Below are 26,193 nucleotides of genomic sequence, written 5' to 3'. Positions count from 1 at the left end.
CACGATTGCTGCAATTTTTGATACAATTGCGCGCTCAATTCAGCAGTATTTTATAGTATGCAGCAGTATCGCAATCTAATACTTGGTTTTGTCCTGATCATTACCTTAATGACAGGTTTGGGCGGATTTAGCCTATACCATCTCAACAACATCTCTAAAGATGTAGAAAACATCTATAACCACCCTTTTGCGGTGAGCAATGCTGGGCAGTCAATCCAGACCCTCGTGTTCGCAATGCACCGCGACATGAAAGACGTTGTGTTAGTCCAAGATCCTGAACAACTAAAAGCAACCCTAGAGCAAATTCAGCGCCAGGAGCAGCAAGTTCTCAAACAATTCGACATTATCTTCGAGCGTTTTCTAGGCAACAAAGTCACCATTAAACAGGCCTACCAAACCTTTATTGAGTGGAAGCCCATTCGTGATGAAGTTGTGACCCTAGCCCTAGCAGGCGAAACAAAGAGAGCCGCCGAGATTACTCGTAATAAAGGCGCCAAACATGTAGATAAGTTACTTTCTGAAGTACACGAATTTGTTTTATTCGCTCAAAACAAAGCCAATCAATTTCATAAACAATCATCGAAAAATAGAGACCACTCTATCTACGTGGTAGCCACTATTGGATTCTTAACGATTGTTATCTCGCTTCTGATTGCAATCAAAGTGACACGTCTAATTATGCGCTCAAACAAAGCGTTATCGCAGCGGGAGCATCTGATTGACCAGAACATCATGCTGGCAAACCTTGATACACAAGGCGTGATAATTGATGCCAGTAACGCCTTGTGCCGCTTCTTAGACACAACTAAAGAAGAGCTGGTTGGTAAGCAGAGTAATTTCTTTGATAATTCAGATACCCATAGCATGCTGTCTGAACAGATCTGGAAAACCATTAAGACCGGCAAAACTTGGCAAGGCGAGATCCGTCATATTAACGAAGATGGCTTAATGCATTGGGCAAATTCACGCATCTTACCGAACATCAATGAACGCTATCAGATAACCGGCTTTACCAATCTGCTGCAGGATTCAACCAGCAAGAAGCTATCGATTACAGATAAGCTCACTACACTGCCAAACCGTCGTAGTTTTGAAGATGTGTTAGAGCGCGAAATAAAACTCAGCTACCGTCATGGTACAGCAATCGCTCTAGCGATCTTGGATGTGGATTTCTTCAAGTTGTACAACGATACCTACGGCCACCCGCAAGGGGATAAAGCCCTGCGGGATGTTGCCAACTGCATCATAGGTTGTCTACGCCGACCATCTGATTATGCTTTCCGCATCGGTGGCGAAGAGTTTGCCATCATTATTACAGAACAAGATGCAGCCAAAGCTCAGGGATTCTTAAATCGTATTCGCGAAGAGATTGAAGCACTGCATATTCCTCACGAGAAAAGCACTGTCAGCGACTATGTCACTATCTCTATTGGTGCTTACTGGAGTGCTGGCAATCAGATTTCTGATAAGAATGAACTCTACACAGAAGCGGATAAAGCACTTTATCTAGCTAAGAACAACCGTAACGAACTGGTTGTACATAACCATCAAAGCTATGTAAAAAGTGCATAACAGCCTTACTCAATAAGTAAGACTGTTATCTAAGAAAAGAAACAATATAAGAAAGGTTACTTAGCAAACTCTTCTAACAGAGTTTGCTGAGCAGAGAAGACCTCTTCACCTTCGGCTGGCTGATTCTGAATATAACTACCGTCCGCCTGAAGCTCCCAGCTCTGGCAGTTGTCTTTCATATAGTAATCCAGCTCACGCTTTAAGCGCTCACTATGCTTACCAAAAACTTGGAAGCCAGTCTCAACACGGTTAAGCATGTTGCGCTCCATCCAGTCAGCGCTAGCGCAGAACACTTCTGGTTTACCGTCATTACCAAAATAGTAAACGCGCGTATGCTCTAGGAATCGACCGATAATTGAACGAACTTTGATATTTTCAGACAGCCCTTCAATACCCGGACGTAAACGACACATACCACGGATAATCAGATCGATCTGAACACCCGCTGCAGCCGCCTCGTATAATGCACGAATCATCTTAGGCTCAGTTAAACCATTTACTTTCACCATGATATGACCTGGCTTACCCGACTTAGCTAAGCGGGTCTCACGCCGGATCAGTTCGATCATTTTGGAATGTAACGTAAATGGCGCTGTGTATAACTTTTTCAGCTTCTGGATCTTACCCATACCCGTGAGCTGCTGGAAAACCTTGTGGACATCTTCACCCACCTCTTGATCCGCAGTCAGGTAGCTGTAATCAGAATACAGACGCGCTGTACCCGAGTGATAGTTACCCGTACCTAAGTGAGAATAACGTACTAAGTGATTCTCCTCTTCTCGTACGATTAGCATCGCTTTAGCGTGGCACTTATAACCAACCACCCCATAAACCACCAAACAACCTGCCTCCTGCAAACGTGCTGCAAGGTGTAGGTTACTTTCTTCATCAAAACGAGCTCGAAGCTCGATGACAACAGTCACCTCTTTACCGCTACGCGCCGCTTCCACTAGCGCATTAACGATATCGGATTTAACTCCAGTACGATAAAGGGTCTGTTTAATCGCTACGACATCAGGATCTTTCGCCGCCTGACGCAACAGATCCACAACTGGCGTAAATGACTGGAATGGGTGCAACAGCAACTGATCATTAGCTTTTAGGGCATCAAAGATATTGTCGCCTTTCAGCTTACCCGGAATACCCGGTGAAAAAGGTTTCCAACGTAGATCACTACGTTCGACCAGATCTCGCACCGCCATTAGACGAGTAAGGTTTACCGGACCATTCACACGATAAGTCTGCGACTCATCCAGTTTGTATTCTTTCTGCAGAAAACTAATCAGCTCTTCAGGTGTCCGCTGATCCACCTCTAGCCTTACCGCATCACCGTATTTACGCGAGTGAAGCTCACCACGTAGGGTATTAGCTAGATCCTCAACCTCTTCCACGTCGAAGGTCATATCGGCATTACGCGTGATGCGGAACTGGTAGCAACCTTTAACCTTCATCCCTGGGAATAGCTCATCCGCAAATTCGTGGATAATCGAGGAAAGGAAGATTAGGTTATCACCACCTTCACAGAGATTGTCTGGTAGACGGATCAAACGCGGTAAAGAGCGCGGCGCCGGAATAATCGCCATGCCAGTTTCACGACCAAAGGCATCTTTACCATCCAGCTCAACGATAAAGTTAAGACTCTTATTCACTAAACGCGGAAACGGGTGTGACGGATCCAAACCAACAGGGCTGATTACCGGTACAACACGATCATGGAAGTAAGACTGTACCCACTCTCTCTGCTCCGGCGTCCATAGATGACGACGAATAAAGTGGATCTCTTCCTTCTCTAATTCAGGGAAGATCGTTTCATTCAGAATCTTATATTGGCGATCTACTGTCAGGTGACAGATTTCGCTGATACGCTGCAACACCGTACGTGGGTGCATCGCATCTGGGCCAACTGCCTCACGACCATATTTCAGCTGAGTCATCTGTTCAGCAACACGGATCTCGAAAAACTCGTCCAAGTTGCTGGAGAAGATCAACAGGAACATCAACCGTTCGAGCAACGGGTGCTGTTCTTCTAAGGCTTGCTCTAGAACTCGGATATTAAACTGCAGATGGCTGAGTTCACGGTTGATATAGAGCTCGGGCACCTTCAGATCAACCGGTGTTTCCTCTACCTCTTGCTCTGTTGTTGCCACACATTCACGACTTTCTAATAACGCCGCTGCGGCTTCGCTCTGTTCCGCTGATTCAACCATCACGCTGTTTTCTCTCCCTAATTCTTTAACGACTACAGAATAAAGTTTAGTCGTTTAATATCTGTGCGACGCGTTTCGCAAAATACGTCAGTACGCCATCTGCTCCTGCACGCTTAAACGCCAACAGGGATTCAAGCATTACGCTACGCTCGTCTAACCAACCATTTTGGAAAGCGGCCACATGCATCGCATACTCACCGCTCACCTGATACACGTAGGTTGGCGCTTTTAATTCATCTTTAACTCGGCGAACGATATCCAGATACGGCATACCCGGTTTTACCATCACCATATCTGCACCTTCTGCTAGATCCAGTGACACTTCGTGTAGTGCTTCATCACTGTTAGCTGGGTCCATCTGGTAACTAAACTTGTTACCTTTACCAATGTTCGCCGCAGAACCTACTGCATCACGGAAAGGACCATAGTAAGCGCTCGCATACTTAGCGGAGTACGCCATGATTAAGGTATTTACAAAGCCATTGCTTTCCAGCTCATCACGGATACCACCGATACGGCCATCCATCATGTCGCTTGGTGCGACAATATCAGCACCCGCTTCGGCATGAGATACCGCCTGCTGGATTAAGGTATCAACCGTGCGATCATTCAGCACATAACCATTTTCATCGATAATGCCGTCCTGCCCGTGAGTCGTGAACGGGTCCAGTGCAACATCGGTCATGATTCCCATCTCTGGGCACGCATCTTTGATTGCTTTCACTGCACGCTGAGCCAGGCCATCTGGATTGTAGGCTTCTTCTGCCAACTCAGATTTCGCATCCATCGGTGTTACAGGGAACAACGCCATCGCAGGCACACCTAGAGAAGCAAGCTCTTTCGCTTCTTTTACCAGCAGATCGATACTCATACGCTCGACGCCCGGCATAGACGCGACTTGCTCAGTTTGATTTTGACCTTCAATCACAAAGACTGGATAGATCAGATCATCTGGCGTTAAAACGCTCTCTCGCATTAGACGACGGGAAAAATCACTGGCACGCATACGACGCATACGTGTTTCTGGGTAAAAGCGCTGGCTGTTATTAAAGGACACGGCATCTTCCTTAGGTTACAAGATGAATATGACAGAAAACGATGACAAGCTTATGACAACCTAGAGATCAGGCTAAAAATTAAGTAACTTTTTGTCACCATAGTAATAAAACTGATCTTATCGTACTCTGCATACAAAAGGGTATGATCAAACTCATATCACTGTAGATAAAGGAGCCTGAAAGCATGAAGAAAATTGCAGTAATTCTATCTGGTTGCGGCGTATACGATGGCGCAGAAATTTACGAGTCGGTTCTGACTTTGCTACAGATCGCTGAACGCGGTGCTAGTTCACAGTGTATGGCACCGAATATCGAGCAGATGCACGTTATTAATCACCTTACTGGCGAAGAAGCCGGTGAAACACGTAACGTTTTAGTTGAAGCAGCGCGTTTAGCACGTGGTGAAATTATCGATCTAGCAACAGCCAATGCTGAAGATTACGACGCTTTGATTATTCCAGGTGGTTTTGGTGCAGCAAAAAACCTGTCGGACTTTGCGGTAAAAGGCCCTGAATGCTCAGTAACCCCTGATGTAATTAGCTTTACTCAAGCGATGCATAAAGCAGGTAAGCCAGTTGGTCTAATCTGTATTGCCCCAGCAATGACACCAATTCTATTCGGCGAAGGCGCGACATGCACAATCGGTAATGATGCCGACACTGCATCCGCAATTGAAGCGATGGGTGGTAAGCACCAAGATTGTGGTGTTAGTGAAATCGTAGTCGATTCAGAGCGTAAAGTGGTGACCACTCCGGCTTACATGCTTGCGGGTTCCATTACCGAAGCCGCGGCAGGTATCCGCAAGCTAGTTGATGAAGTGCTTGAACTAGCTTAAGTAAGAATCACAGGCAGTAAAAAGCGGCGATGTTCATTCGCCGCTTTTTTTGCACCTTTATATACTCTTCCATTAAACGTAAGCTTCATCTTTTAGCCTTTTCCCAGCGTTTACGTTCCCTGACGACGATGCGACCACTGCATAAAGATGCGGTACAACATAGGAATCAGGAATAGAGTCAGTACGGTCGAGAACGCCAAACCACTCACAATCGCAGTCGCTACCGGCCCCCAAATAAGGGAGTGACCACCTAAGCCCGTTGCTAAAGAGAACAAGCCGGCAATCGTCGTTAGCGAAGTAATCAAGATTGGAATCACTCGTCGTCTCGCCGCATATAAAGTCGCATGTTTTACCGACATCCCTTTATCTAAACGTTGGTTACCCGCTGAAATCAGCACAATCGCTGCATTTACCGCTATCCCTGCCAAAGCCACAACACCGTACATAGTAAATAGACTCAAAGGGTTTTGTGTCAGCAACAGACCCAGCACTACACCGGTAAATGCCATTGGGATGGTCATTAAGATCATCAAAGGCTGCATATAGCTGGAGAACTGTGTACCTAAAATCAGATACATCAGGCCTATACCAAACAAGAACAGAATGCCGATCGCATCCAAACTCTCTTGGATATCATCCAATTCACCCGAAAAGTCTAAATCCAGATTTGGAAACTGTACTTGTAGCTCGTTATTCCAATGCTCCAAGACCATGCCATTAGCAGTGACTGTATCCATACTATTAGGGAGAATATCAGCTTCAACCGTGATCGCTCGGCGGAAGTTATAGTGTCGAATATTGCCAAGCGCTTTCTCTTTTTCAAAATACACGAGATTGATCAGTGGAACCCGTCCACCATCCGCTAATGGCAACTCAAACAGAAGTAACTGCTCGATATCACTGTATTGCTGAGGCTTCGCACGTACCCGCACTTCCAGTTTTTCACCTTCGTGCTGCATATCAGCGACGATTTCACCATCTACCAACAATTGCGCAGTGCGAATAACCTCTTGCGGATTAAGCCCCGCCTGAGTAATCGCATCATAGTCGGCTTTTAGAGTCAGCGTCATACGTCCGCCGCCAGCATCGTCAGTAATATCAGTTATCGCTTCCACCGAGTGCATATAGGCTTGAAGAGCATCCGCAGCTGCACGAATCTCGGCGTATTCATCACCACGAACCTTAATACTGATCGGTTTAGACACTGGCGGGCCTCCAGCAATACGGAGGAAAGAGATATTCAACGGCCCCGGCAGTGCCAATGCATCCTCACGTACAGCAGCTAACAGCTCATCGACCGAGCGATTATCTTCTGTTTTAGGCTTCAGACCCACTAAGACCTGACCGTAATGCTCACCAAACATAGGTGCAGTTTCGGTAAATTGCTGTCCGGCGTACCCAACAACCGCTCGTAGATCCTCATCTTTAAGGTGTTTACGGACCACTTTCTCCATCTGTTTTACTTTGTCCAAGGTGGCATCAAGAGAGGTCTCTGGTGCCATCTCCATATTGACGTAAAACAAGCGCAACGGATCCGAAGCAAAGAAATCCATCTTGATCAAACCGGCTCCGAGTGCGCCCATCGAACCAATAAACAGTGCACCGATCAAGCTAAAGGTCAGTACAGGGCGACGCATTGCTTTAATCAACGAGCGTACATAGGTGATCTGGATCTTATGGGTCATGCGGGTACGGAATCGCTGCATACGCCCCGGATTAGCAAAGGACACTCGCGCCACGCTCACGTGTACTGGCAGCATCCAGAATGCTTCGACGAGAGAGATCGCCAATGCGATGGTGACCACCATGGGGATCACCCGCATAAAGTCACCTAAGATCCCCGGCAGCAGCATTAAAGGTAAAAAGGCAGCCATTGTCGTCAATACAGCACTGATTACCGGTCGCCCTACCTCTTCGAGCGAGGCCATGGTCGCTTGATAGATCGGTTGCCCTAGCTGTAAACGATGATAGATCGCCTCCACCACGACCACTGCATCATCCACCAGCATCCCGAGTACAATCACCACACCTAGAAGCACGGTAACATTTAAGGTTTCCCCCATCCCCCAAAGCACCCAGAAGGTACCCGCCAGAATAAAGGGGATACCAATCGCAGTTAAGAAAGCGATATGCGCACCCAAGAACAACCAAGCCACTACCAATACCAAGATCAAACCGATCAAAGCATTGTTCTGCATAAGGCTAATCGCTTCACGGGTCGGCACGGTCTGATCATCTACCAGCACCAGTTTCACACCAGTCGCTTGGGCCAACTCATTGCGCTGATCCATATAAGTTTTCACCCGCTCAACCAACTCTAAGGTATTGGCATTAGCTTTTTTCATCACCGCCAATACAACCGCTGGTTTACCATCGATCACTGCATCTTGTTGCGCTTTTGCCCGCGTTTGCACAACCTCGGCAACTCGGCCAAGAGTGATCTCTTCCCCCTGTAGATTGATCAACGGGATATGCTTAACCTGATCAGGGTCGGCACTTCGACCCACCAAACGCACAAGCCATGCCTGCTCACCAACATTCACGCTACCGGCAGAGATATCCTGAAACCAAACAGATACGGTATTCGACAACTGAGTTGGCGACAGCGATAGCGCCTGCAATGCTTCAGGGTCAAAATTCACCTGCAACTCAGGATCATCCAGACCAATCGGATCGACCCGATCTACCCCAATGATACGCTCTAGGTCTTTTTCGATATTACGAGCTTGTACCCTGAGGTTTTCATCATCATCCAGCGCGGTTACAGCCACTGTGACACTTGGAAAAGCGTTGGCACTGGTAATCTCTAAGATAACCGGATCAATCGCATTGTCAGGTAGCTCGTCTTCTACATTTTGAATTTCTCGACGTAGATCATTGATGCGTTTATCGAAGGTACGCTCGTCAATATCAGAAAAGCGTATCAGCAAGCTCGACACCGCTTCGCGGCTGTTAGATGAAGCAAACTTAATATCGGAGACGTTGCGAATGGCATCTTCCAACGGGTCTGTTACACGCTTCTCGATATCGTCAGCGCTAGCCCCCGGCAGCACAGTAGTCACAACAACCCAGTTAAAGTTGATGGTGGGGTCTTGTTGGCGAGGCAACAGGTTGTAGCAAAGGAAACCGATCACCAATACCAATAGGAAGGTGAGGTTAGCTAAGACATGGTTGTTAAATAGGCGCATCAACATCTGATTTTTACTCCTGCGCCATCACAGTCACATCACTGCCCGACTCAACCCCGTGCTGACCTTCGACAATCAGCATCATATCCAATGGCAGATCAACAACGGCTGCCTGACCTTCAACCGCTTTAGGCAGTGCAATAAACTCTGCCTTGGAATCATTCAGACCCATCACTCCCAACTGACCATCACGAGACACAATGTACTGAACCGGCAAGCGCCCTTGTGGCTCCTGCCATACCAATCGACCGCTGCTACCTGATAACGCTTTATCTGCGCTAAATTGCAGACGAACTTCTTGAGTACGGGCACGATTTTCAACAAAAGGCACAATTACCCGTAGCTCAAGCGGATAGCGCTGCTGTTGAATCTGGTATTCGATCTTTGTGGAATTAGGCAGGGAAACAAGCTGCTTACTACTTAGCAACGCTGATACTTCCTGACGATCTTCAGCTAGAAGTTTAAATAGAGGAGTGCCCGATGCGACTAGGCTGCCTTCACCCACCAAACGTTCAGTCACAACACCTTTAAACGGCGCTACTGGGGTACAACGAGATACCGCTAGCTCTGCTTCATCTAAACGGGCTTTAGCACCGGAAGCTTGCGCTAATAAGCTATCCAGCTCAGCGCGACGCTGATCACGCAGTTCTTTTGAAGCATTACGCTGCTTTAACAATCGCTCAGCTCGGCTCAATTGCTGACGGGCCAAACGAGTTTGCGCTTGTAGCGCGTTTAACTCACTTTTGACTTGGACTAAGCGCAGATCAAAATCACGACATTCGAGCTTTAGCAGTGGCGCGCCCTTATCTAGCTGATCACCAACATTAACAAGCACGTCTTCAACCGGTGCATTTAACCGACTACTGATAATCACATGATGATCGTTGATCACCTGCGCTGGTGCGCTTTGACTGGATGGGGTTAACAGCTCGGACAGAGGTTTAACTACCACACTTTCTGCAGCCTGAAGCTGAGTACTTAAAACCAAAAGAGTAAGAGTGAAGAGCTGTCGCATAACTAAGTCCTAACTAAATCCCTGTGAGCCATTTTTTAGAAATGATTCTCAATCTTTTTTCGTGCCACAAAATGATGCATGACCTTGACTCTAATAGCCATACTAAAGTTCACAATGTGTCTAAATTACGCGCAATAAAAAGCCCCGCATTTGCGAGGCTTCATTATCAGGCTATCACTTCCGTTATAGACGGACTTCAATACCCTTGTCTCGCATATATTCCTTCGCTTGCGGAACTGTGTACTCATTAAAGTGGAAGATAGAAGCCGCAAGCACAGCATCTGCCTTCCCTTCGATACAGCCTTCCACTAAGTGATCTAGATTACCTACACCACCGGAAGCGATAACAGGTACGTTGACCGCATCACTAATGGCACGCGTGACCTCTAGGTCGTAACCGTTTTTAACGCCATCTTGGTCCATAGATGTCAGAAGGATTTCACCTGCACCTAACTCGACCATCTTCTGCGCCCATTCAACCGCATCGATACCGGTCGGTTTACGGCCACCGTGAGTAAAGATCTCCCAACGATTCTCTTCACCCTCTTTGGATACTTTCTTCGCATCAATGGCTACAACGATACATTGTGAACCAAAGCGCTCTGCTGCTTCTTTAACAAACTCAGGGTTAAATACCGCAGCAGAATTAATAGATACTTTATCTGCACCCGCATTCAACATAGTACGGATATCCTCGCAAGTGCGAATACCACCACCAACAGTCAGCGGGATAAATACCTGCGAAGCCATACGCTCAACCGTATGCACCATCGTGTCACGGCCTTCATGGGTTGCTGTAATATCTAGAAATGTAATTTCATCTGCGCCCTGCTCGTCGTAGCGTTTTGCTACTTCAACAGGATCACCTGCGTCGCGAATATCGACAAACTTAACGCCTTTCACCACGCGACCGTTTTCTACATCGAGGCAAGGAATAATTCGTTTTGCCAAAGCCATGAGTAGCTACCTCTAAAATTTGATCTAATGGATTAAGGTTTAATCGTATTTTCAGTCATCGGTGCAGGTGCTGGCTTGCCATCCCAGTTAAGGAAATTCTTAAGCAACTGCAGACCCGCCTTAGAGCTTTTCTCAGGGTGGAACTGCACAGCGAAAACATTGTCACGGGCAAGCGCGACATCAAACTGCTGACCGTAACGACAAACACCAGAAACCAGATCACGTTCTTCAGCCGTTACAAAGTAGCTGTGAACAAAGTAGAAACGACTACCGTCTTCGATCTCATTCCATAGAGGGTGATCATCCATCTGAGCGACTTCGTTCCAACCCATATGTGGAACTTTCAGGCGCTCGCCCTCTTCTGCTAGGTCATCACCAAAGTAGTTCACACTACCCTTAAAATGAGACAAGCAATCTACGCCATCGTTCTCTTCAGAACGCTCAAGCAGAGCTTGCATACCTACGCAGATGCCTAGGAATGGTTTACCCGAATTGATTGCATCTGTGACCTCTTTATCAACACCGGCACGTAGCATCTCTGCCATGCAATCACGCATTGCACCAACACCCGGTAGAATAACGCGGTCAGCACTGGCAACAAGCGCAGGATCAGAAGTCACACGAACTTCAACACCCGGTTGTACAAACTCCAGCGCTTTGGCAACAGAGTGCAAGTTGCCCATGCCATAATCGATTACCGCTACACTCGACATAACTTACAAACACCCTTTTGTAGAAGGCATAACATCCGCAGCACGCGCATCAATCTCTAATGAGTATCGAAGTGCACGACCAAACGCTTTAAAGATGGTTTCCGCTTGGTGGTGAGCATTGAAGCCCTTGATGTTATCGATATGCAAAGTAACGCCCGCGTGATTTACGAAGCCTTGGAAAAATTCCCAAAACAGCTGCGTATCAAAACGGCCGATATTGCCGCGGGTAAAATCACACTTAAAATCTAGCCCTGGGCGACCAGAGAAATCGATAACAACACGGGACAAAGCTTCATCCAGAGGGCAGTAAGCATGACCGTAGCGCATGATTCCTTTACGATCACCTACCGCTTCTTTAAATGCTTGTCCTAAAGTGATGCCGATATCTTCAACCGTGTGGTGGTCATCGATATGTGTATCGCCATTAGCATGAATATCTAGATCAATAAGACCGTGGCGGGAGATCTGCTCCATCATGTGCTCTAAGAACGGCACACCTGTATCAGCCTTAAACTGGCCTGTTCCATCAATGTTTACCGACACAGTGATCTGTGTCTCCAATGTATCTCGACTTACCTTGGCTGTACGCTCCGCCATGGTGATCTCCCACTATATTTGATCTGAGCCGCGATTATACAACCATCCCCCCATCCATGCACTTTTGAAAGTCGTAATAAAACGCAAATACCTAGACCTTGGGCTATCTTTTAGGTATTGCCTTTTATGAAGGACGGAATCAGCTGATGAATGATCCCGATCTACATCAACTTCTGCGCGGCAATCATCGCGCGCTATTGTTAGTTATCGATGCTTTACCTTTCCCGATCTATTACAAAGATCACGAAGGTAAGTACCTCGGCTGCAACAAGGCCTATGCTGATTATGTTCAAGTTTCCAGAGAAGATTTGATTGGTCGAAATGTTTTTGACGTCTTTGATAAAACACCCGCCGCTATTTTTGCGGCCTCCGATATGGAATTGCTGAACAACCCAGGTATCCAGATCTACGAGACGCCCGTTCATCGTGAGGGTAAAGAACTCAACTACGTGAAGTTCCATAAAGCCACCTTTCATGACAGCGACGGTTCCGTTGCAGGGCTGATCGGCGCCATCATAGATATCACCGATCAGAAAACTCTAGAGAAGAAATTTAAGCGTTTAGCCACCTATGACGATCTCACGGGTATTTATAACCGTCGTGAAGGTCGGAAACAGCTAAAACTGCTGTGCAAAGAAGCGATTCGAAAAGAGCGACCCATCTCCGTAATTCTGTTAGATATCGATGATTTTAAGGACATTAACGACACATACGGCCATGATACCGGCGATATCGCACTCAAACAGGCTGCACAGTGTCTAGACCGATATTCCAGAGCACACGATTTTGTTTGTCGTTATGGCGGAGAAGAATTCATGATAATCCTTCCCGAAACGAATACAGATTCAGCTTTAAAAATTGGAGAACGTTATCTAGAGGCCCTACGCAGTATGGAAGTACAGATCACCAGTAGTGAGGTAATACATCTGACCGCCAGTATCGGCGTGGGGGAATTGGATAAAGAGTTTACCGATCGGGAATTGATGCTCAAACAAGCAGATTTAGCCCTCTATCGCGCTAAAGCGGGCGGTAAAAACCAAGTCTGTGGTTAAATTATTCATCCCTCCTTCATCCTCCACCATTGAAACTTCATTATTTCCGTTTATCCTCATCCCATCAGAACCCTTGCCAAGGAGAGAACAATGAAAGGTCTGCTGAAATTAATCGCTGGTTTAGCCGCACTGGTTGTTGTGGTGATCGTCGCTGGCGGTGCCATTCTGGGTGCATTCTTTGATCCCAACGAATACAAACCCGAAATAGAGCAAGCAGCACTTGATAATGCTGGTATCGAACTGAAAATTAACGGTGATATCGGCTGGTCAGTTTTCCCATGGTTAGGGCTTGAGGTTAATAAGATTGATGCCAAGTTCCCTGGCAAACAGGATTTAGCCAAGCTAAACCAAGCCCAGATTTCTGTACGCCTACCCGCGCTATTGTCTGGCCATGTTGAGATGCAAAGCGTCGTTGTAGATGGTTTAGAACTAAACCTTGTCCAAGAAAAAGATGGCAGTAATAACTGGGCGGTAGCAGCGGCGCCTGCTGATGCGCAAAAAGATGCAACTACAGATGCAGCACCAAAAGAAGAATCCGCGAAAAGTACGTCTGCGCCTATCGCAATCAACATCGACAATATCCAGATCAGCAACGGTAATATCATCTATCAAGATAAAGCCGCTGATATGGTCGCTAAGCTAACTGAGTTCAATATGTCCTCAGGTCAGGTGGTGACTAACGCTTTCTTCCCAGCAGAGCTGAGCTTTAACGCTTCACAAACAGTTAAAGGTGAAGAGCAGATTAAAGCCGCCACAAAACTAGCTGCTGAGTTTTATCTGGATCTGGAACAGCAACAATACAAGCTTAAAGGCCTAACCAGCGAGCTAAACCTGAGTGGTAAACCACTAGGCGGCAAATCGCTGACACTAAACACTGCTGCAGATATTGAAGCAGACCTACCTAAACAACAACTAAGCCTAAACAACCTAAAGCTATCGATTGCGAACCTAAATGCAAAGGGTGCTCTAACCGTTAACAACTTCGCAGCACCAGCGATCAGCGGCAAGCTAAACGTGGCAGCCTTTGACCTAAATAAACTGCTAAGTGCTGTGGGTCAGGCTGAAGTTAAAACTAACGATCCGAACGTTCTAAAAGCGATCAGTTTATCTACAGAACTGGAAGGCCCAGCCAACACAATTACAGCGAAAGCCCTGACGGTTAAGCTAGACGATACAACCTTCAACGGTTCTGCAGCATTTAACCTGGCAAACAGCAACATCACGCTGAACCTGCAAGGCGACAAGATCAATGCAGATCGCTACATGCCACCTGCAACGCAAGGTAAAAAAGCAGAGAGTTCTTCCAACACTGCAACTGCGAGCACTGCGAAAAAAGGTCAGAGCGGCCCTTACTCGAAAGATCCAATTCTACCAATTGAAACACTACGTGGTTTAGAACTAGACACAACACTAGGCCTTAAATCACTGCATGTTTCCAATATGGATATCAGTAATGTTGCGCTACAAGTAAGCGCTCACGGCGGCTTGATCAAGGCCACTAAGGTTGATGCTGATCTATACAAAGGCAGCGTACGTAATAACGTTACTGTTGATGTGCGGAAGAACACACCGGTTATCACCTCCAAGAAAACCATCACCGGTATTCAGGTAGGTGATCTGCTAAAAGATATGGCTAACGCTGATCAGTTAACCGGTAAGCTGAACTCAACATCTAACTTAACCCTTCGCGGTAACTCGGTTCACGACTTTGTAAACAGTGTTACTGGTACAGCGAAAGTAAACATGAAAGATGGCGAGCTAAAAGGTTTAGACATGGCACAAACGGTTTGCCAAGGCCTAAACAATGTAAGCGCGCTAGGCAGTGAAGCTGAGCAAGTGGATCGTTCTACACCATTTACCAGCATGGGCGCTTCTACCCGTATTAAAAATGGTGTGGTTACAAACAAAGATCTAAAAGCCGCACTAGACGCAATGACGCTAAGTGGCAAAGGCAAGGTAAACCTACCAAAACAAATGTTGAACTACCGTCTTGGCTTTATGGTAGAGAAAAACCTGTTTAAAGAAACGTGCTCCTTCCCGAACAAACTGGAAGGTGTAGAGGTACCTATCGACTGTAAAGGTAGCTTTAGCACTGAACCAAGCAAGCTATGTAAGCCAGACTTCAGCTTTATCACTGATGCCATAAAACAGGACGTTAAGAAGAAAGTTGATAAGAAAAAAGCCAAAGCTAAAGAAAAACTGAAAAATAAACTGAATGACAAGCTAAAAGGCTTATTTTAACCCCTAATGACACCTGATCTATTCGCTAACGCCGTGCTGGAATGGTTTGACCAGCACGGTCGTCACGACCTACCTTGGCAAGAAAAAAAGACCGCTTATAACACTTGGATCTCTGAGATCATGCTGCAGCAGACTCAGGTAACCACCGTTATTCCTTATTACCAACGCTTTATCGAACGTTTCCCGGCTGTAGAAGAGCTAGCTGCTGCAGAGCAGGATGAAGTGCTTCATCTATGGACAGGTTTGGGCTATTACGCCCGTGCCCGTAATCTGCACAAAACCGCGCAGATAGTCAGTCACGAACATCAAGGTAAATTCCCTGAAACGGTTGAAGGCTTGGAAGAGCTACCCGGCATTGGTCGCTCTACAGCTGGCGCAGTGCTATCAATCAGCACAGGTAAGTGGGCTCCGATTCTAGATGGCAATGTAAAACGGGTTTTAGCTCGTTTTTACGCTTTAGAGGGATGGCCGGGTACTACCTCAAATCAGAAGCTATTGTGGCAATATGCCGAACAGAATACGCCTAAAGAACGCACCGGCGAATACACGCAAGCAATGATGGATCTGGGTGCCACCCTCTGTACTCGTAGCAAACCATCCTGCTTACTTTGCCCTCTGCAGCAAGGCTGCCAAGCATTCGAATTAGGTAAAACCGATCAACTCCCAGCACCTAAGCCGAAAAAGACGATTCCGGTTAAACAAACCTACATGCTGATCTTGCAGCAGGATAATCTATCTGAGGTTTTACTCTACCAGCGCCCACCGAGCGGTTTATGGGGAGGATTGTGGAGTCTTCCTCAAGTTGCAGACCTGCGTGACACCTACAACGAAACTGGTTTAGAGCTAGATGAAGAAAGCATTCAGCTCATGGAGCCTCTGCGTCACACCTTTAGTCATTTCCATCTGGATATCACCCCAGTGAAGGCGCGAGTGAATACCCCTACAGACTGTGTCATGGAAGGGAAGCCTCTGCTCTGGTATAACATAGAGCAACCAGAAAATGTTGGTTTAGCAGCACCGGTTAAGAAACTCTTGCAACAACTAACCAACGCGTAAATTGATTGGAGCAAAACATGAGTCGCACCGTCCTATGCCGTAAATATAAAGAGGAACTTGAAGGATTGGATCGTCCTCCTTATCCAGGCGCTAAAGGCCAGGAAATTTACGAAACAATATCCAAAAAGGCTTGGAAAGAGTGGACTGATCATCAAACAATGATCATCAACGAAAAACACCTGAGCATGATGGACCCATCCACCCGTGAATTCCTGCAAACAGAGATGCAAAAATTCATGGATGGAGAAGACTACGAGAAGGCTGAAGGCTACGTTCCCCCTTCAAAATAGTTTTTTTGTAACAAGTGGTTGACAGTTTTCCGTGAAGACGGTTTAATACGCGCCACTTGAGTTGCCCAGATAGCTCAGTCGGTAGAGCAGGGGATTGAAAATCCCCGTGTCCGTGGTTCGATTCCGCGTCTGGGCACCACTTCCTTAAAGAGGCTTGTTAATTCAGATTACAGGCTTTTTTTGTCTCTGGAAGAACTCAGATATGCCCAGATAGCTCAGTCGGTAGAGCAGGGGATTGAAAATCCCCGTGTCCGTGGTTCGATTCCGCGTCTGGGCACCACTTCTTAGATTATATTTCCTTACTCGTTTTTTAGACTTCCCAAGATTAACTTCATTTGGGCGTCATCGAACCTGTTCGATTATTCGCTTCGCTCCCCTTCGGGCTATCGTCGCTGCGCTCCAATGTGTTAATGCCTTCGGCATTGCTCCGCGTCTGGGCACCACTTCTTAGATTATATTTCCTTACTCGTTTTTTAGACTTCCCAAGGTTAATTTCGTTTGGGCGTCATCAAACCTGTTCGATTATTCGCTTCGCTCCCCTTCGGGCTATCGTCGCTGCGCTCCAATGTGTTAATGCCTTCGGCATTGCTCCGCGTCTGGGCACCACTTCTTAGATTATATTTCCTTACTCGTTTTTTAGACTTCCCAAGATTAACTTCATTTGGGCGTCATCGAACCTATTCGATTATTCGCTTCGCTCACCCATCGGGCTATCGTCGCTGCGCTCCGATGTGTTAATGCCATCGGCATTGATCCGTCTGAGAGACAGCTAGTCATAAAAGCACATTACCTTTGAGAGTGTGCAGGTCTTTCATCTGTTATTCACAATCGTCGATGAATTTAATAGGTGGTTTGCTGCCTCTATCTACTTCAAGGTTGAATATATCAGGACGGTTATAGTGGCCTGATACATCCAGTGCTTTACGTGAACGACGCGCATCTTCTAAATCAATTTCTGCGAACAAAATCTCTTTTTCTTGATGCAATGGACCCGCATGGACACCACCGAAAGGTTTGATAATCACGGCATCGCCAGGGTTTATCCATTCATCTTGATCAAAGAGGGAATCTCGATCAGGAAAATCATCTGGAATATCGGATCCGGTCATAGCCGTCGCTGTACTTAGAACCCAGCATCCACCTTCTCGAGCAATATGATGCATGGAGGAGATCCAAACCTCGCCACTATCCCAAGTAGGTGCGATATAAATATCGATATCCTGAGAAAATAGAGCGTAACGCGCGAGTGGCATATAGTTTTCCCAACAAATTAAAGCGCCCAACCTGCCGTATGGCGTCTCGACAACCTTAAGCCCAGAAGCATCTCCCATACCCCAAACCATTCTTTCAGGATTTGTTGGCATCATTTTTCGATGATGATTGAGTATTTGTCCATCGGTCCCTATTACAACTAGCGTGTTATAAAGTGTGGTGCCACTATACGTTGAATCTCTTTCATTCATGCCAATCACAACGACCATTTTATGCTGGCGCGCAGCCTCACAAAGGGGATCTAAATCACCAGCTTGAATATCAACCGAGTTTTCTCTGAGTTTCGCATGAATAGTGTTACCCAAGGCCATGTCTTTGCCCGGGCTCAGTCGCCATATCCAAGTTGGATATCCAGGTAAGTAGGCTTCAGGGAAAACAACAATATTCGCACCACTATTCGCCGCTTCCTCTATCGTTTCCAAAGCCCTTGCCATTGATGCTTCGAGATCCAATAAAACAGGCGGCTTTTGAGAAATCGCTACTTTAATACTCATATCTATTCTCCACACAAGGTGACTAGAATAAGCGTAGCCCAACTGAATCATTTATCCGCACAAGCTTAAGGAGAACGGTAAACCTGCGAGAGGAACCCTGATAGCAGGATAGATAGCTCCAATAAATAGTTGACCCCATCCCCACCTTTACTACGCTCAATAATACTATAAAAAAGGAGGAATATGACATGAGTGAAATAAGCTTGTATCAACGCTTAGGAGGAGAAGAAAAAATAAAAGCGATCGCTACCTCCATCTTCGATAACCACACACAGAACACTGCTGTAAGCGCACGATACAAAGACAGTGATCGTGACGGTGTCATCAAAGTTGTCACTGAATTCATCTGCTCAGGTACCGGAGGCCCTCAAGAATATACTGGCAAGAACATGCTAGATGCTCATCGAGGTATGAATATTAGTGCCACCGAATACCTAGCTGTAGTTGATGACATTATGAATGCTCTGGAAAGCAATGATGTTGGTGATCAGGAGAAGATGGAAGTTCTCATGATTGCTTACTCACTTAAAGGTGAAATAATGCACGTTTAATTTTTGAGTCCCTCCTTGCTGTGTAAGAGGGGCTTAAAATCACTTACCTATATAAGAGCTAGCCAACACATAAGCTATTTTGAATATTAGTCTGAATAAACCGTCCAATTTATAGGAGCCTTCCAGCCGTCTAACCACCTACGAAACTCATCTGCAGGAACAGGTTTACTAATGAAGTACCCTTGAGCCTCACGATAGCCAAGATCCAACAAACAGGTCCCCTGTTCCTCAGACTCGACACCTTCAACTAAAATTCTCTTATCAAAAGCTTTTGCTAAACCTATAGTCGCTGACAGTATTGCTAAATCTTCACTGTTATTCAGCATGCCACTCACAAAACAGCGATCCACCTTAACTTCTTCTACTGGTAACCGTTTTAAATAACTCATTGATGAATAGCCTGTTCCAAAATCATCAAGTGAGAAGCTAATGCCCATGGTTTTACATTCTTCGATAGCTTTTAATGCTGTAGACATACTTTCCAATGCATGAGACTCAACGACCTCCAAACTTAGTTTGGAGACCACTGAAGGGGAAACCTCTGAAAGGAGTTTTTGTAAACGTTTACTGAACTCAGCATCTTGCAGTTGTAGTGGACTGATATTGATACTAACAGGAATATCCAAACCGACTTTCGCCCATTCCTCTATCTGTTGCAGTGCAGTTAATATAACCCAGTCATCGATATCAACAGACAATGGATGCGTACTGATAGTCGGGATAAAAGCACCAGGCATGATGATCCCATCATCAGGATGATGCCAGCGAATTAATCCTTCAGCACCAACGACCTCACCCGTTGCCATATTAACTTTTGGCTGGTAGTACAAAACAAATTCATCTTCTTCCAACGCTCGACGAATCTCTTCTACAGCCTGATGTTGCCCGCGGAGATACTGATCCTTTTCAGCATCAAAAAAGTGGTAACGATTTTTCCCGGACAGTTTCGCCTGATACATAGCCTGATCCGCTTCTCGAACCAGTTTATCTGCATCAGTATCACGCTCTTGCGGATAGAAAGTAATACCTATACTGGCGGAGACTTGGAGAGAATAATCGTCAATAAATACGGGTTTGGATAGGTCTTCAAGCAGGTGTACAAACTTATCAGCAAACGAATTTTCTGCCTGTTCAAAAAAGGCCCCTATAAATTCATCTCCACCGACACGACCTACTATGTCATGCTGTTCCATAGCCTCCGACATCCGGTTCGCCAATGTAACTAAGAGCTTATCTCCGTATTCATGACCATGAGTATCATTGATCACTTTGAATCCATCTAGATCCAGATAAAAGACAGCCAGTGGGCTCTTTTGATCAACCGCATCAATCATCTTTTCATGTAATAACTCGATAATATATCGGCGATTTGGCAAGCCTGTTAATGGGTCAAAATTAGCAATCAGCTCAAGTTTTTTCTGTTGTTCTTTTATAGTTGTGATATCTGATAGAAGAGCCACAAAATGCCCGTCTGCTTCATCATCTACCGCGCTGATTGTCAGCATCTGCGCATAGATTTCACCGTTTTTTCGTTTGTTCCAGAGTTCCCCAGACCAATAACCCTTCTCTGTAATATCTTTCCACAAGGTGTGGTAGAACTCTCGGCCATGATGACCAGAATTGAATATGCTAGGTTTTTCACCAATCACGTCATTTCTGGCATAGCCTGTAATCTGCAATAAGGCATCGTTAACATCGATAATCGTTCCATCACGCTCTGTTATCATGATGCCTTCGCGAGCGTGAGTAAAAACGTTCGCAGATAACTGTAACTTTTGCTCGAACTCTTTACGCTCAGTAATATCCACCAAACGCAAAACATATTGTTCGCTATTGCCTGAGATTGTCTGGGTATTCAGGGAGAAGAAACGGGTCTGTTCTCCTATCCAAAGCTCTAGGTCTTTTTCCTGATTAAGAACCATCTTCAGGAAGGATTGCCCATTTAGCCTTTCACTCTCCCCTGCAGGGTTCTTGATGTGTTTAGCAAAACTATCTATCGGCTGACCCAATAATTCTGGAAAGCTGTTGTTAAATGCTTTATTTGCCCGACTAATAATATTGTTCTGACAAATAAAGATAAGATCAGTGGCTGAATCAGTCACACTCTGCACAAAGCGTTGTTGTTGCTCAATTTTTCGCTTATTACGATAGAACACCAATACAAGGAAGACACTAAAGCTAATAATAAGTATCGCTGTAACAATAACTTTTTTGATGAGAGCATCAGTCTCTGGAACCTTAATCTTCCGGAGAGGAGCAATTTGGATGTAGTATCCATTAGGTTCTTCACTAAGGCCTAAGATAGGTGCAACACTTATAAGGTGATGCTTAGTAACTAACGGCTCTGAAAGCCCGATAAGCTTTTCCACACTAAGCTTTTTGATCAGAGCAACATCTTCTTGAACGATTTCAAAATTGGCAACGTAGAAATCATCTATGAAAGTTTTGCTGATAGCTTTTGTAAGCTGACTTTTATAGCGTTTATCAGCAAGTACTACTGACTGTATTCCTCTCTGCTCTAATTCCTTAATAATGGAGTTAAAGTGAGTGATTACTTCTACAACACCAATAAATTCCCTTTCAGAAAATACAGGAACTATCGATTTAAAACTGATCGTAAATTTCCCAACACTAATCGTTTCAATCACATGAGGGTGCTGGAGTATTTGCCTAATATCTTTACGAACCTTGTAGATTGGATCTCCATATCTATCTACCCAACTGCGACTACGACTAATCCCATCCGCATCAATCACCTGTATCCACACATTTTTATATTTTGTATGTTTTCTAAGCTCAGCAGATAAGCGTTGACTAGAAGCAACCAATGAGTCTTCACTCGCACTGTCAAGTAAAACCGATTTAATAATGCTGTTATCAGCCAGTGCGAGCGTCAATGCTAATGTGCTTTTCTTTTTCGAGTCGATAAGGCGGTTTACATTTGTGTTCATCTCTTGCGCTACGCGAGCAAGATGTTTTTTAGTATGAGAAGTAATTGAGCTTTGAATGGTCCCGACAATAACCAAAGCAACCACCGTCAAGAAGATGGCAACCAACCAATAAAGTCGTTTTGAAGCTTTTCGGCTCATAGTATGCTGTTAAATTCCTTTTACAGATCAACTATATGTATAGCCACTAATAATGTAAAAGCCTATGATTTTTAGGATAAAACGCGTAATTTTCGAGTAATTTAATCAAATAATTTTGATCTAGTAATCCCCTGCTTCTATTTGATGATCACAGCTGTTGTCGAAGGACAATTAAATGCTTTCTCCCTGATTACTTAAGGAAGTGCGCAATTTCCAACCCTTTCATTTAATGATATAGATACAGTCCCACTATAAAAAAATATAAATTTCAGGGACCCTCTTCGTGTTACGGCTGACATCATTATTCACTTTTCTCATTTCATTCATTTTATTGGCGTCTAGTTTTGTAGCCCAAGCAAATGAGATACCGCTAACGCAAGAAGAGAGAACTTGGTTACTCAACCATCAGAAAATTCGCGTCCATAATGAGGTGAGTTGGGGCCCTTTTAACTATCACGAATTCGGCCGCCCTAAAGGCTATTCTGTTGAATTCATGAACCTTTTGGCAGAAAAGCTCGGCATCGAAATTGAGTACGTAACCGGCCCAACTTGGGGTGAATTCCTAAATATGCTGGATCATAAAGAGCTTGATGTGATGCTTAACATCATCAAGACAGACGATCGCAGCAAATACATTCTCTTTACCGATCCTTATGTAAATAACCCATCAGGGATTGTTGTCCGAGACGATAATCGTACAGTACGAGATCTGAGAGATCTAAATGGCCGCGTACTTGCCATCCCCAAAGGTTTTTTCTATCAAGAAATCATCGAAAAGCACTTCCCCGGCATTCAGTTATTACTCCTTAAAGATCAGGTAGATAGCTTAAAGGCTGTGGCTTTTGGTCGTGCCGATGCCACCATGGGTGGGATTGCAGTCCAAAACCACCTAATCCGAAAACACCTCATGAGTAATCTCAAGGTCGTCGGGGGTATTGATGATCCTCGTTTTGCCAACCTGTTACGCATAGGAGTACGAGATGATTGGCCGATCTTCCGCTCTATTATGCAGAAAGCGATTGAGTCGGTTACCAAAGAAGAGAGAGATAGACTAAGCCGCCGCTGGCTAGAAGGTGGGCTACAAAGAACACAAACTCTCCATCTCGATAAAGAGGAACAAGAATTCCTCGCGGCTAACCCTGTCCTAAGGGTACATAATGAAATGGCCTGGCCCCCCTTCAATTACAACGAACAAGGCAAACCCAAAGGTTTTTCTATCGATGTAATGAACCTAATCGCCAAGAAGACCGGTTTTAGGATCAAGTATGTCAGTGGTCCAAACTGGAATGATTTCTTGGCGATGACCCAAGAACGCGAATTAGACATGATGCTCAATATCGTCAATACAGCAGAGCGTCGTAAATACATCCGTTTCACCCGTCCTTATGCAGTCAATCCGAATGTTATTGTCAGTAAAAAATCCGCTAAATTCGAATCTATTGAAAGCCTATTCGGTAAAACAGTGGCTATACCAAGAGGTTTTTTCTACGAAGAGATCCTGACCAATGAATATCCACAAATCAAACAACATCTAGTCACAGATGCCCTTGATAGCCTTAAAGCGATCTCTATAGGTAAGGCCGATGCAGCACTGGGGGAAGCCGCTGTATTTAACCACCTCATTGCTAAAAACTTGATGAACGATCTTACCGTTTCAGGTGAGGTCGATGTCGGTAAACCTGACCTAGCAAACCTACGCATAGGTGTGCGTTCCGATTGGCCTATCCTACAAAGGATTATGGATCGTGCGATTGAATCCCTAACCCGAGATGAAGTTGCAGCGATTTCTCAGCGCTGGATGGGTAACGAGAACTATGTCGCGAGACCCGGCAGTGGCCTTAGCCTAACCTCCGCTGAAAAAGCTTATTTAGAGAAGCAGCCAGGTATAACTTTTTGTGCCAACCCAGACTGGATGCCTTTAGAACAGATCGGACCAGGAGGACGTCATGAAGGTATGGTTGCAGACTATCTAAATCTAATGGCTGACCGAATTGGTATCGGTATGACAATGCTACCAACAGAAAGCAGCCAGCAGTCCCTAGAATACGCTCAGAATAGACGCTGTGACATCATGTCAGCAGCCTTCGAAACACCTGAAGCTAAACGACAATTAAACTTCACCAAGCCCTACCTGCGTTTACCCTTAGTTATTGCGATTCAGGAAGACTCTCTATTCGTGGACGGTCTCAAATCTCTCAAAGAGAAAACTATAGGCGTACCTAAGGGATACGGCTTACTTAAAAAGCTGCAACAGGACTACCCAAAGATAAATGTCATAGAAGTAGATAGTGTTGCTGACGGTCTTCGCATCGTTGAGGAAGGACGTATTTTCGGTTTAATCGGGGCGATAGCTCCCGTTGGTCATGCTATTCGAAAACATCGCTTCCTGAATTTAAAAATCGGCGGACGTTTAGATGAGGACTGGAAACTGGCAGTAGCCATACGTAACGATAGCCCTGAACTTCTTTCCATGTTCAATAAGGCTACAGAATATATAACCGAAGAGGAGCACTCCAAAGTATTCCAACGCTGGGTATCGGTTAAATTTGAACACGATGCTAATTATGAGTTGATCTGGAAACTCGTCTTTGCCGCGTTGTTTATTATCACAATAATCACTCTGTGGAATTGGAAACTATCTCGACTGAATAAACAGCTGAAATCAGAGATAAGCCTACGGGAAGCAGCCGAACTGCAATTGAATCAGCTTAATGAAAAGCTCAATAGCAAAAACACTGAGCTATCCATCCTGTCGACAACCGATGCGCTTACTGGGCTAAACAACCGTTTGCACATTGAGTTGTTACTGGAAGAGGAGCTATATCGTCTCCAACGCTTCAAACACCCGCTGTCTATATTGCTATTGGATGTCGACCTATTTAAAAAGATTAATGACCAATACGGCCATCTCTGTGGTGATGCTGTGCTGAAAAAGTTTGCACAAATACTACGAGAGAACACCCGTAAAACAGACAAAATAGGTCGTTGGGGCGGTGAAGAATTTATGATTCTTTTACCTGAAACAAACGGGCAGATGGCTTATCGTTTAGCGGAGAAGTTACGCACAGCGATTGCAGCAGAAATGTTTGAAGAGGTCGATCAAGTGACAGCGAGCTTCGGCTTGGCTGAAGCAACCATTGATCACTCTCCAAGGGAGTTAATTCAAATAGCTGATGCTGCACTGTACGAGGCCAAAGAAATGGGGCGTAACCGAGTAATTAACGGCAGCAAGGTTGAAACTAGCTGAGCATTCTAAAGGGCATATTCAGCTATGCCCTCTTCTCTTGTAGCACCTGTAAGCTCTGAGTGTACTTCAAGACCAATAAAAAAGTTCTCACACCATCGAAGCAATGGAATCATCGATCATTGCGACCAATTCATCTTCATCAGGTGAAACGCGTGCATATACGCGCAGACCTATAAGCTGCATTTGGATATAGCGGGCAAGACGGGCAGCGTCTTTTGAGGAATCGACTTCACCTGCCGCTTGAGCTTGCTCTATCAGTTGCGTTAGGGCCTGTTCTACAGCCTTCAGAAGCCCCTTCGCCTCATCTAACAATTCTCCGTTTTCCTCTGTCAGTTCAGCAATCGCTTTGACCAACATGCACATCTCGCTAGGGGTGTCTTCTCTGCAATTCAAAACCACGGTTTTGATAAATGCTTTGAGTGCTGCAAGAGGAGATTCAGACGTCTTAGTGCTCTCCGTTAATCGCGCCAAGCTAGTTTTTGCATAGTGATTAAGGCTCTCTTTAAACAACCCTTCTTTACTGCCAAACGTGGCGTAGATACTGCCCGGACGCATATCAATATGGTCCTGCAAATTGCGCATAGACGTAGCGTGAAAACCTTTTTCCCAGAAAAGATTCGTTGCCTTATCCAGAACCTCAGAGCGGTCATGTTTCAGAGTGTTAGCCATGATTGAAACTTCAGATTGAACATTTGTTCAAATTTTAGCTTGAACACCCGTTCAAGTCCAGTTAGGATAAAAACATGAACGGACGTTCAA

The 26,193-nt window shown here is 45.4% G+C and carries 18 protein-coding genes and 2 tRNA genes; 10 read left to right on the top strand and 10 right to left on the bottom strand.

The features are described from left to right. Positions 1-57: 57 nt before the first annotated feature. On the top strand, positions 58-1,572 hold the full coding sequence (locus ACMXYN_RS00900; RefSeq protein WP_415893079.1) for a diguanylate cyclase domain-containing protein: 1,515 nt from the start codon (positions 58-60) through the stop codon (positions 1,570-1,572). Positions 1,573-1,628: 56 nt separating this feature from the next. On the opposite strand, the gene ppk1 is transcribed toward ACMXYN_RS00900, so the two are convergent. Together ppk1 and hemB are read right to left on the bottom strand one after the other, a co-directional pair. After that, a complete protein-coding gene (gene ppk1, locus ACMXYN_RS00895; RefSeq protein ID WP_415894515.1) occupies positions 1,629-3,779 on the bottom strand; it encodes a polyphosphate kinase 1 in 2,151 nt (716 codons plus the stop codon). A gap of 46 nt (positions 3,780-3,825) precedes the next feature. Next, a complete protein-coding gene (gene hemB, locus ACMXYN_RS00890) occupies positions 3,826-4,836 on the bottom strand; it encodes a porphobilinogen synthase (RefSeq protein ID WP_415883109.1) in 1,011 nt (336 codons plus the stop codon). 185 nt (positions 4,837-5,021) lie between these two features. On the opposite strand from hemB, the gene elbB reads away from it, so the two are divergent. Then, positions 5,022-5,672 (top strand): isoprenoid biosynthesis glyoxalase ElbB, encoded by a 651-nt coding sequence (elbB, locus tag ACMXYN_RS00885; RefSeq protein ID WP_415893078.1) that lies wholly within the window; start codon positions 5,022-5,024, stop codon positions 5,670-5,672. A 110-nt stretch (positions 5,673-5,782) separates the two neighbouring features. Here elbB and ACMXYN_RS00880 read toward each other — a convergent pair whose 3' ends face one another. From ACMXYN_RS00880 to hisB, 5 genes are all read right to left on the bottom strand, one after another. After that, complete coding sequence (locus ACMXYN_RS00880) at positions 5,783-8,866, bottom strand: efflux RND transporter permease subunit (protein WP_415893077.1); 3,084 nt, start codon at positions 8,864-8,866, stop codon at positions 5,783-5,785. A gap of 7 nt (positions 8,867-8,873) precedes the next feature. Then, positions 8,874-9,875 (bottom strand): efflux RND transporter periplasmic adaptor subunit, encoded by a 1,002-nt coding sequence (locus ACMXYN_RS00875; protein ID WP_415893076.1) that lies wholly within the window; start codon positions 9,873-9,875, stop codon positions 8,874-8,876. A 183-nt stretch (positions 9,876-10,058) separates the two neighbouring features. Further along, a complete protein-coding gene (gene hisF, locus ACMXYN_RS00870) occupies positions 10,059-10,832 on the bottom strand; it encodes an imidazole glycerol phosphate synthase subunit HisF (protein ID WP_415889890.1) in 774 nt (257 codons plus the stop codon). Positions 10,833-10,864: 32 nt separating this feature from the next. Further along, complete coding sequence (gene hisH, locus ACMXYN_RS00865) at positions 10,865-11,545, bottom strand: imidazole glycerol phosphate synthase subunit HisH (protein WP_415886538.1); 681 nt, start codon at positions 11,543-11,545, stop codon at positions 10,865-10,867. 3 nt (positions 11,546-11,548) lie between these two features. Beyond that, positions 11,549-12,142: an imidazoleglycerol-phosphate dehydratase HisB gene (gene hisB / locus ACMXYN_RS00860; RefSeq protein ID WP_415893075.1), complete on the bottom strand. Its 594-nt coding sequence runs from the start codon at positions 12,140-12,142 to the stop codon at positions 11,549-11,551. A gap of 146 nt (positions 12,143-12,288) precedes the next feature. Here hisB and ACMXYN_RS00855 point away from each other — a divergent pair, with 146 nt between their 5' ends. From ACMXYN_RS00855 to ACMXYN_RS00830, 6 genes are all read left to right on the top strand, one after another. Then, positions 12,289-13,194, top strand: a complete 906-nt coding sequence (locus tag ACMXYN_RS00855) for a diguanylate cyclase (protein ID WP_415893074.1) — start codon at positions 12,289-12,291, stop codon at positions 13,192-13,194. Positions 13,195-13,284: 90 nt separating this feature from the next. After that, the gene (locus tag ACMXYN_RS00850) at positions 13,285-15,435 is read left to right on the top strand and encodes an AsmA family protein (RefSeq protein WP_415893073.1); all 2,151 of its coding nucleotides are present in this window, start codon (positions 13,285-13,287) and stop codon (positions 15,433-15,435) included. 6 nt (positions 15,436-15,441) lie between these two features. Beyond that, a complete protein-coding gene (gene mutY, locus ACMXYN_RS00845; protein ID WP_415893072.1) occupies positions 15,442-16,491 on the top strand; it encodes an A/G-specific adenine glycosylase in 1,050 nt (349 codons plus the stop codon). Positions 16,492-16,508: 17 nt separating this feature from the next. Next, positions 16,509-16,781 (top strand): oxidative damage protection protein, encoded by a 273-nt coding sequence (locus ACMXYN_RS00840; protein WP_415893071.1) that lies wholly within the window; start codon positions 16,509-16,511, stop codon positions 16,779-16,781. Between the two features lie 63 nt (positions 16,782-16,844). Beyond that, positions 16,845-16,920 (top strand) — tRNA-Phe (locus ACMXYN_RS00835). 65 nt (positions 16,921-16,985) lie between these two features. Next, a tRNA-Phe gene (locus ACMXYN_RS00830) sits at positions 16,986-17,061 on the top strand. 538 nt (positions 17,062-17,599) lie between these two features. On the opposite strand, the gene ACMXYN_RS00825 is transcribed toward ACMXYN_RS00830, so the two are convergent. Continuing rightward, positions 17,600-18,547, bottom strand: coding sequence for a carbon-nitrogen hydrolase family protein (locus tag ACMXYN_RS00825; protein WP_415893070.1), 948 nt, complete (start codon positions 18,545-18,547; stop codon positions 17,600-17,602). Between the two features lie 188 nt (positions 18,548-18,735). Here ACMXYN_RS00825 and ACMXYN_RS00820 point away from each other — a divergent pair, with 188 nt between their 5' ends. Then, positions 18,736-19,098, top strand: coding sequence for a group I truncated hemoglobin (locus ACMXYN_RS00820; protein WP_415893069.1), 363 nt, complete (start codon positions 18,736-18,738; stop codon positions 19,096-19,098). An 86-nt stretch (positions 19,099-19,184) separates the two neighbouring features. On the opposite strand, the gene ACMXYN_RS00815 is transcribed toward ACMXYN_RS00820, so the two are convergent. After that, positions 19,185-22,187 (bottom strand): EAL domain-containing protein, encoded by a 3,003-nt coding sequence (locus tag ACMXYN_RS00815; protein ID WP_415893068.1) that lies wholly within the window; start codon positions 22,185-22,187, stop codon positions 19,185-19,187. Between the two features lie 283 nt (positions 22,188-22,470). Between ACMXYN_RS00815 and ACMXYN_RS00810 the strand changes: the two genes are divergently transcribed. Beyond that, complete coding sequence (locus ACMXYN_RS00810) at positions 22,471-25,434, top strand: transporter substrate-binding domain-containing protein (RefSeq protein WP_415893067.1); 2,964 nt, start codon at positions 22,471-22,473, stop codon at positions 25,432-25,434. A gap of 87 nt (positions 25,435-25,521) precedes the next feature. Here ACMXYN_RS00810 and ACMXYN_RS00805 read toward each other — a convergent pair whose 3' ends face one another. Continuing rightward, the gene (locus tag ACMXYN_RS00805; RefSeq protein ID WP_415893066.1) at positions 25,522-26,103 is read right to left on the bottom strand and encodes a TetR/AcrR family transcriptional regulator; all 582 of its coding nucleotides are present in this window, start codon (positions 26,101-26,103) and stop codon (positions 25,522-25,524) included. Positions 26,104-26,193 lie beyond the last annotated feature (90 nt).

Source organism: Neptuniibacter sp. PT8_73, assembly GCF_047778045.1.
Taxonomy (GTDB): domain Bacteria; phylum Pseudomonadota; class Gammaproteobacteria; order Pseudomonadales; family Balneatricaceae; genus Neptuniibacter.
The sequence above is the reverse complement of the archived record's forward strand: the minus strand, read 5'-3'. Positions and strand labels throughout refer to the sequence as shown.

Excerpts from the sequence above, each read along its gene's own strand:
- ACMXYN_RS00900 (WP_415893079.1), top strand. The coding sequence starts at position 58 with ATGCAGCAGTATCGCAATCTAATACTTGGTTTTGTCCTGATCATTACC.
- ppk1 (WP_415894515.1), bottom strand. The coding sequence starts at position 3,779 with ATGGTTGAATCAGCGGAACAGAGCGAAGCCGCAGCGGCGTTATTAGAA.
- elbB (WP_415893078.1), top strand. The coding sequence starts at position 5,022 with ATGAAGAAAATTGCAGTAATTCTATCTGGTTGCGGCGTATACGATGGC.
- ACMXYN_RS00880 (WP_415893077.1), bottom strand. The coding sequence starts at position 8,866 with ATGTTGATGCGCCTATTTAACAACCATGTCTTAGCTAACCTCACCTTC.
- ACMXYN_RS00875 (WP_415893076.1), bottom strand. The coding sequence starts at position 9,875 with ATGCGACAGCTCTTCACTCTTACTCTTTTGGTTTTAAGTACTCAGCTT.
- hisF (WP_415889890.1), bottom strand. The coding sequence starts at position 10,832 with ATGGCTTTGGCAAAACGAATTATTCCTTGCCTCGATGTAGAAAACGGT.
- hisH (WP_415886538.1), bottom strand. The coding sequence starts at position 11,545 with ATGTCGAGTGTAGCGGTAATCGATTATGGCATGGGCAACTTGCACTCT.
- hisB (WP_415893075.1), bottom strand. The coding sequence starts at position 12,142 with ATGGCGGAGCGTACAGCCAAGGTAAGTCGAGATACATTGGAGACACAG.
- ACMXYN_RS00855 (WP_415893074.1), top strand. The coding sequence starts at position 12,289 with ATGAATGATCCCGATCTACATCAACTTCTGCGCGGCAATCATCGCGCG.
- ACMXYN_RS00850 (WP_415893073.1), top strand. The coding sequence starts at position 13,285 with ATGAAAGGTCTGCTGAAATTAATCGCTGGTTTAGCCGCACTGGTTGTT.
- mutY (WP_415893072.1), top strand. The coding sequence starts at position 15,442 with ATGACACCTGATCTATTCGCTAACGCCGTGCTGGAATGGTTTGACCAG.
- ACMXYN_RS00840 (WP_415893071.1), top strand. The coding sequence starts at position 16,509 with ATGAGTCGCACCGTCCTATGCCGTAAATATAAAGAGGAACTTGAAGGA.
- ACMXYN_RS00825 (WP_415893070.1), bottom strand. The coding sequence starts at position 18,547 with ATGAGTATTAAAGTAGCGATTTCTCAAAAGCCGCCTGTTTTATTGGAT.
- ACMXYN_RS00820 (WP_415893069.1), top strand. The coding sequence starts at position 18,736 with ATGAGTGAAATAAGCTTGTATCAACGCTTAGGAGGAGAAGAAAAAATA.
- ACMXYN_RS00815 (WP_415893068.1), bottom strand. The coding sequence starts at position 22,187 with ATGAGCCGAAAAGCTTCAAAACGACTTTATTGGTTGGTTGCCATCTTC.
- ACMXYN_RS00805 (WP_415893066.1), bottom strand. The coding sequence starts at position 26,103 with ATGGCTAACACTCTGAAACATGACCGCTCTGAGGTTCTGGATAAGGCA.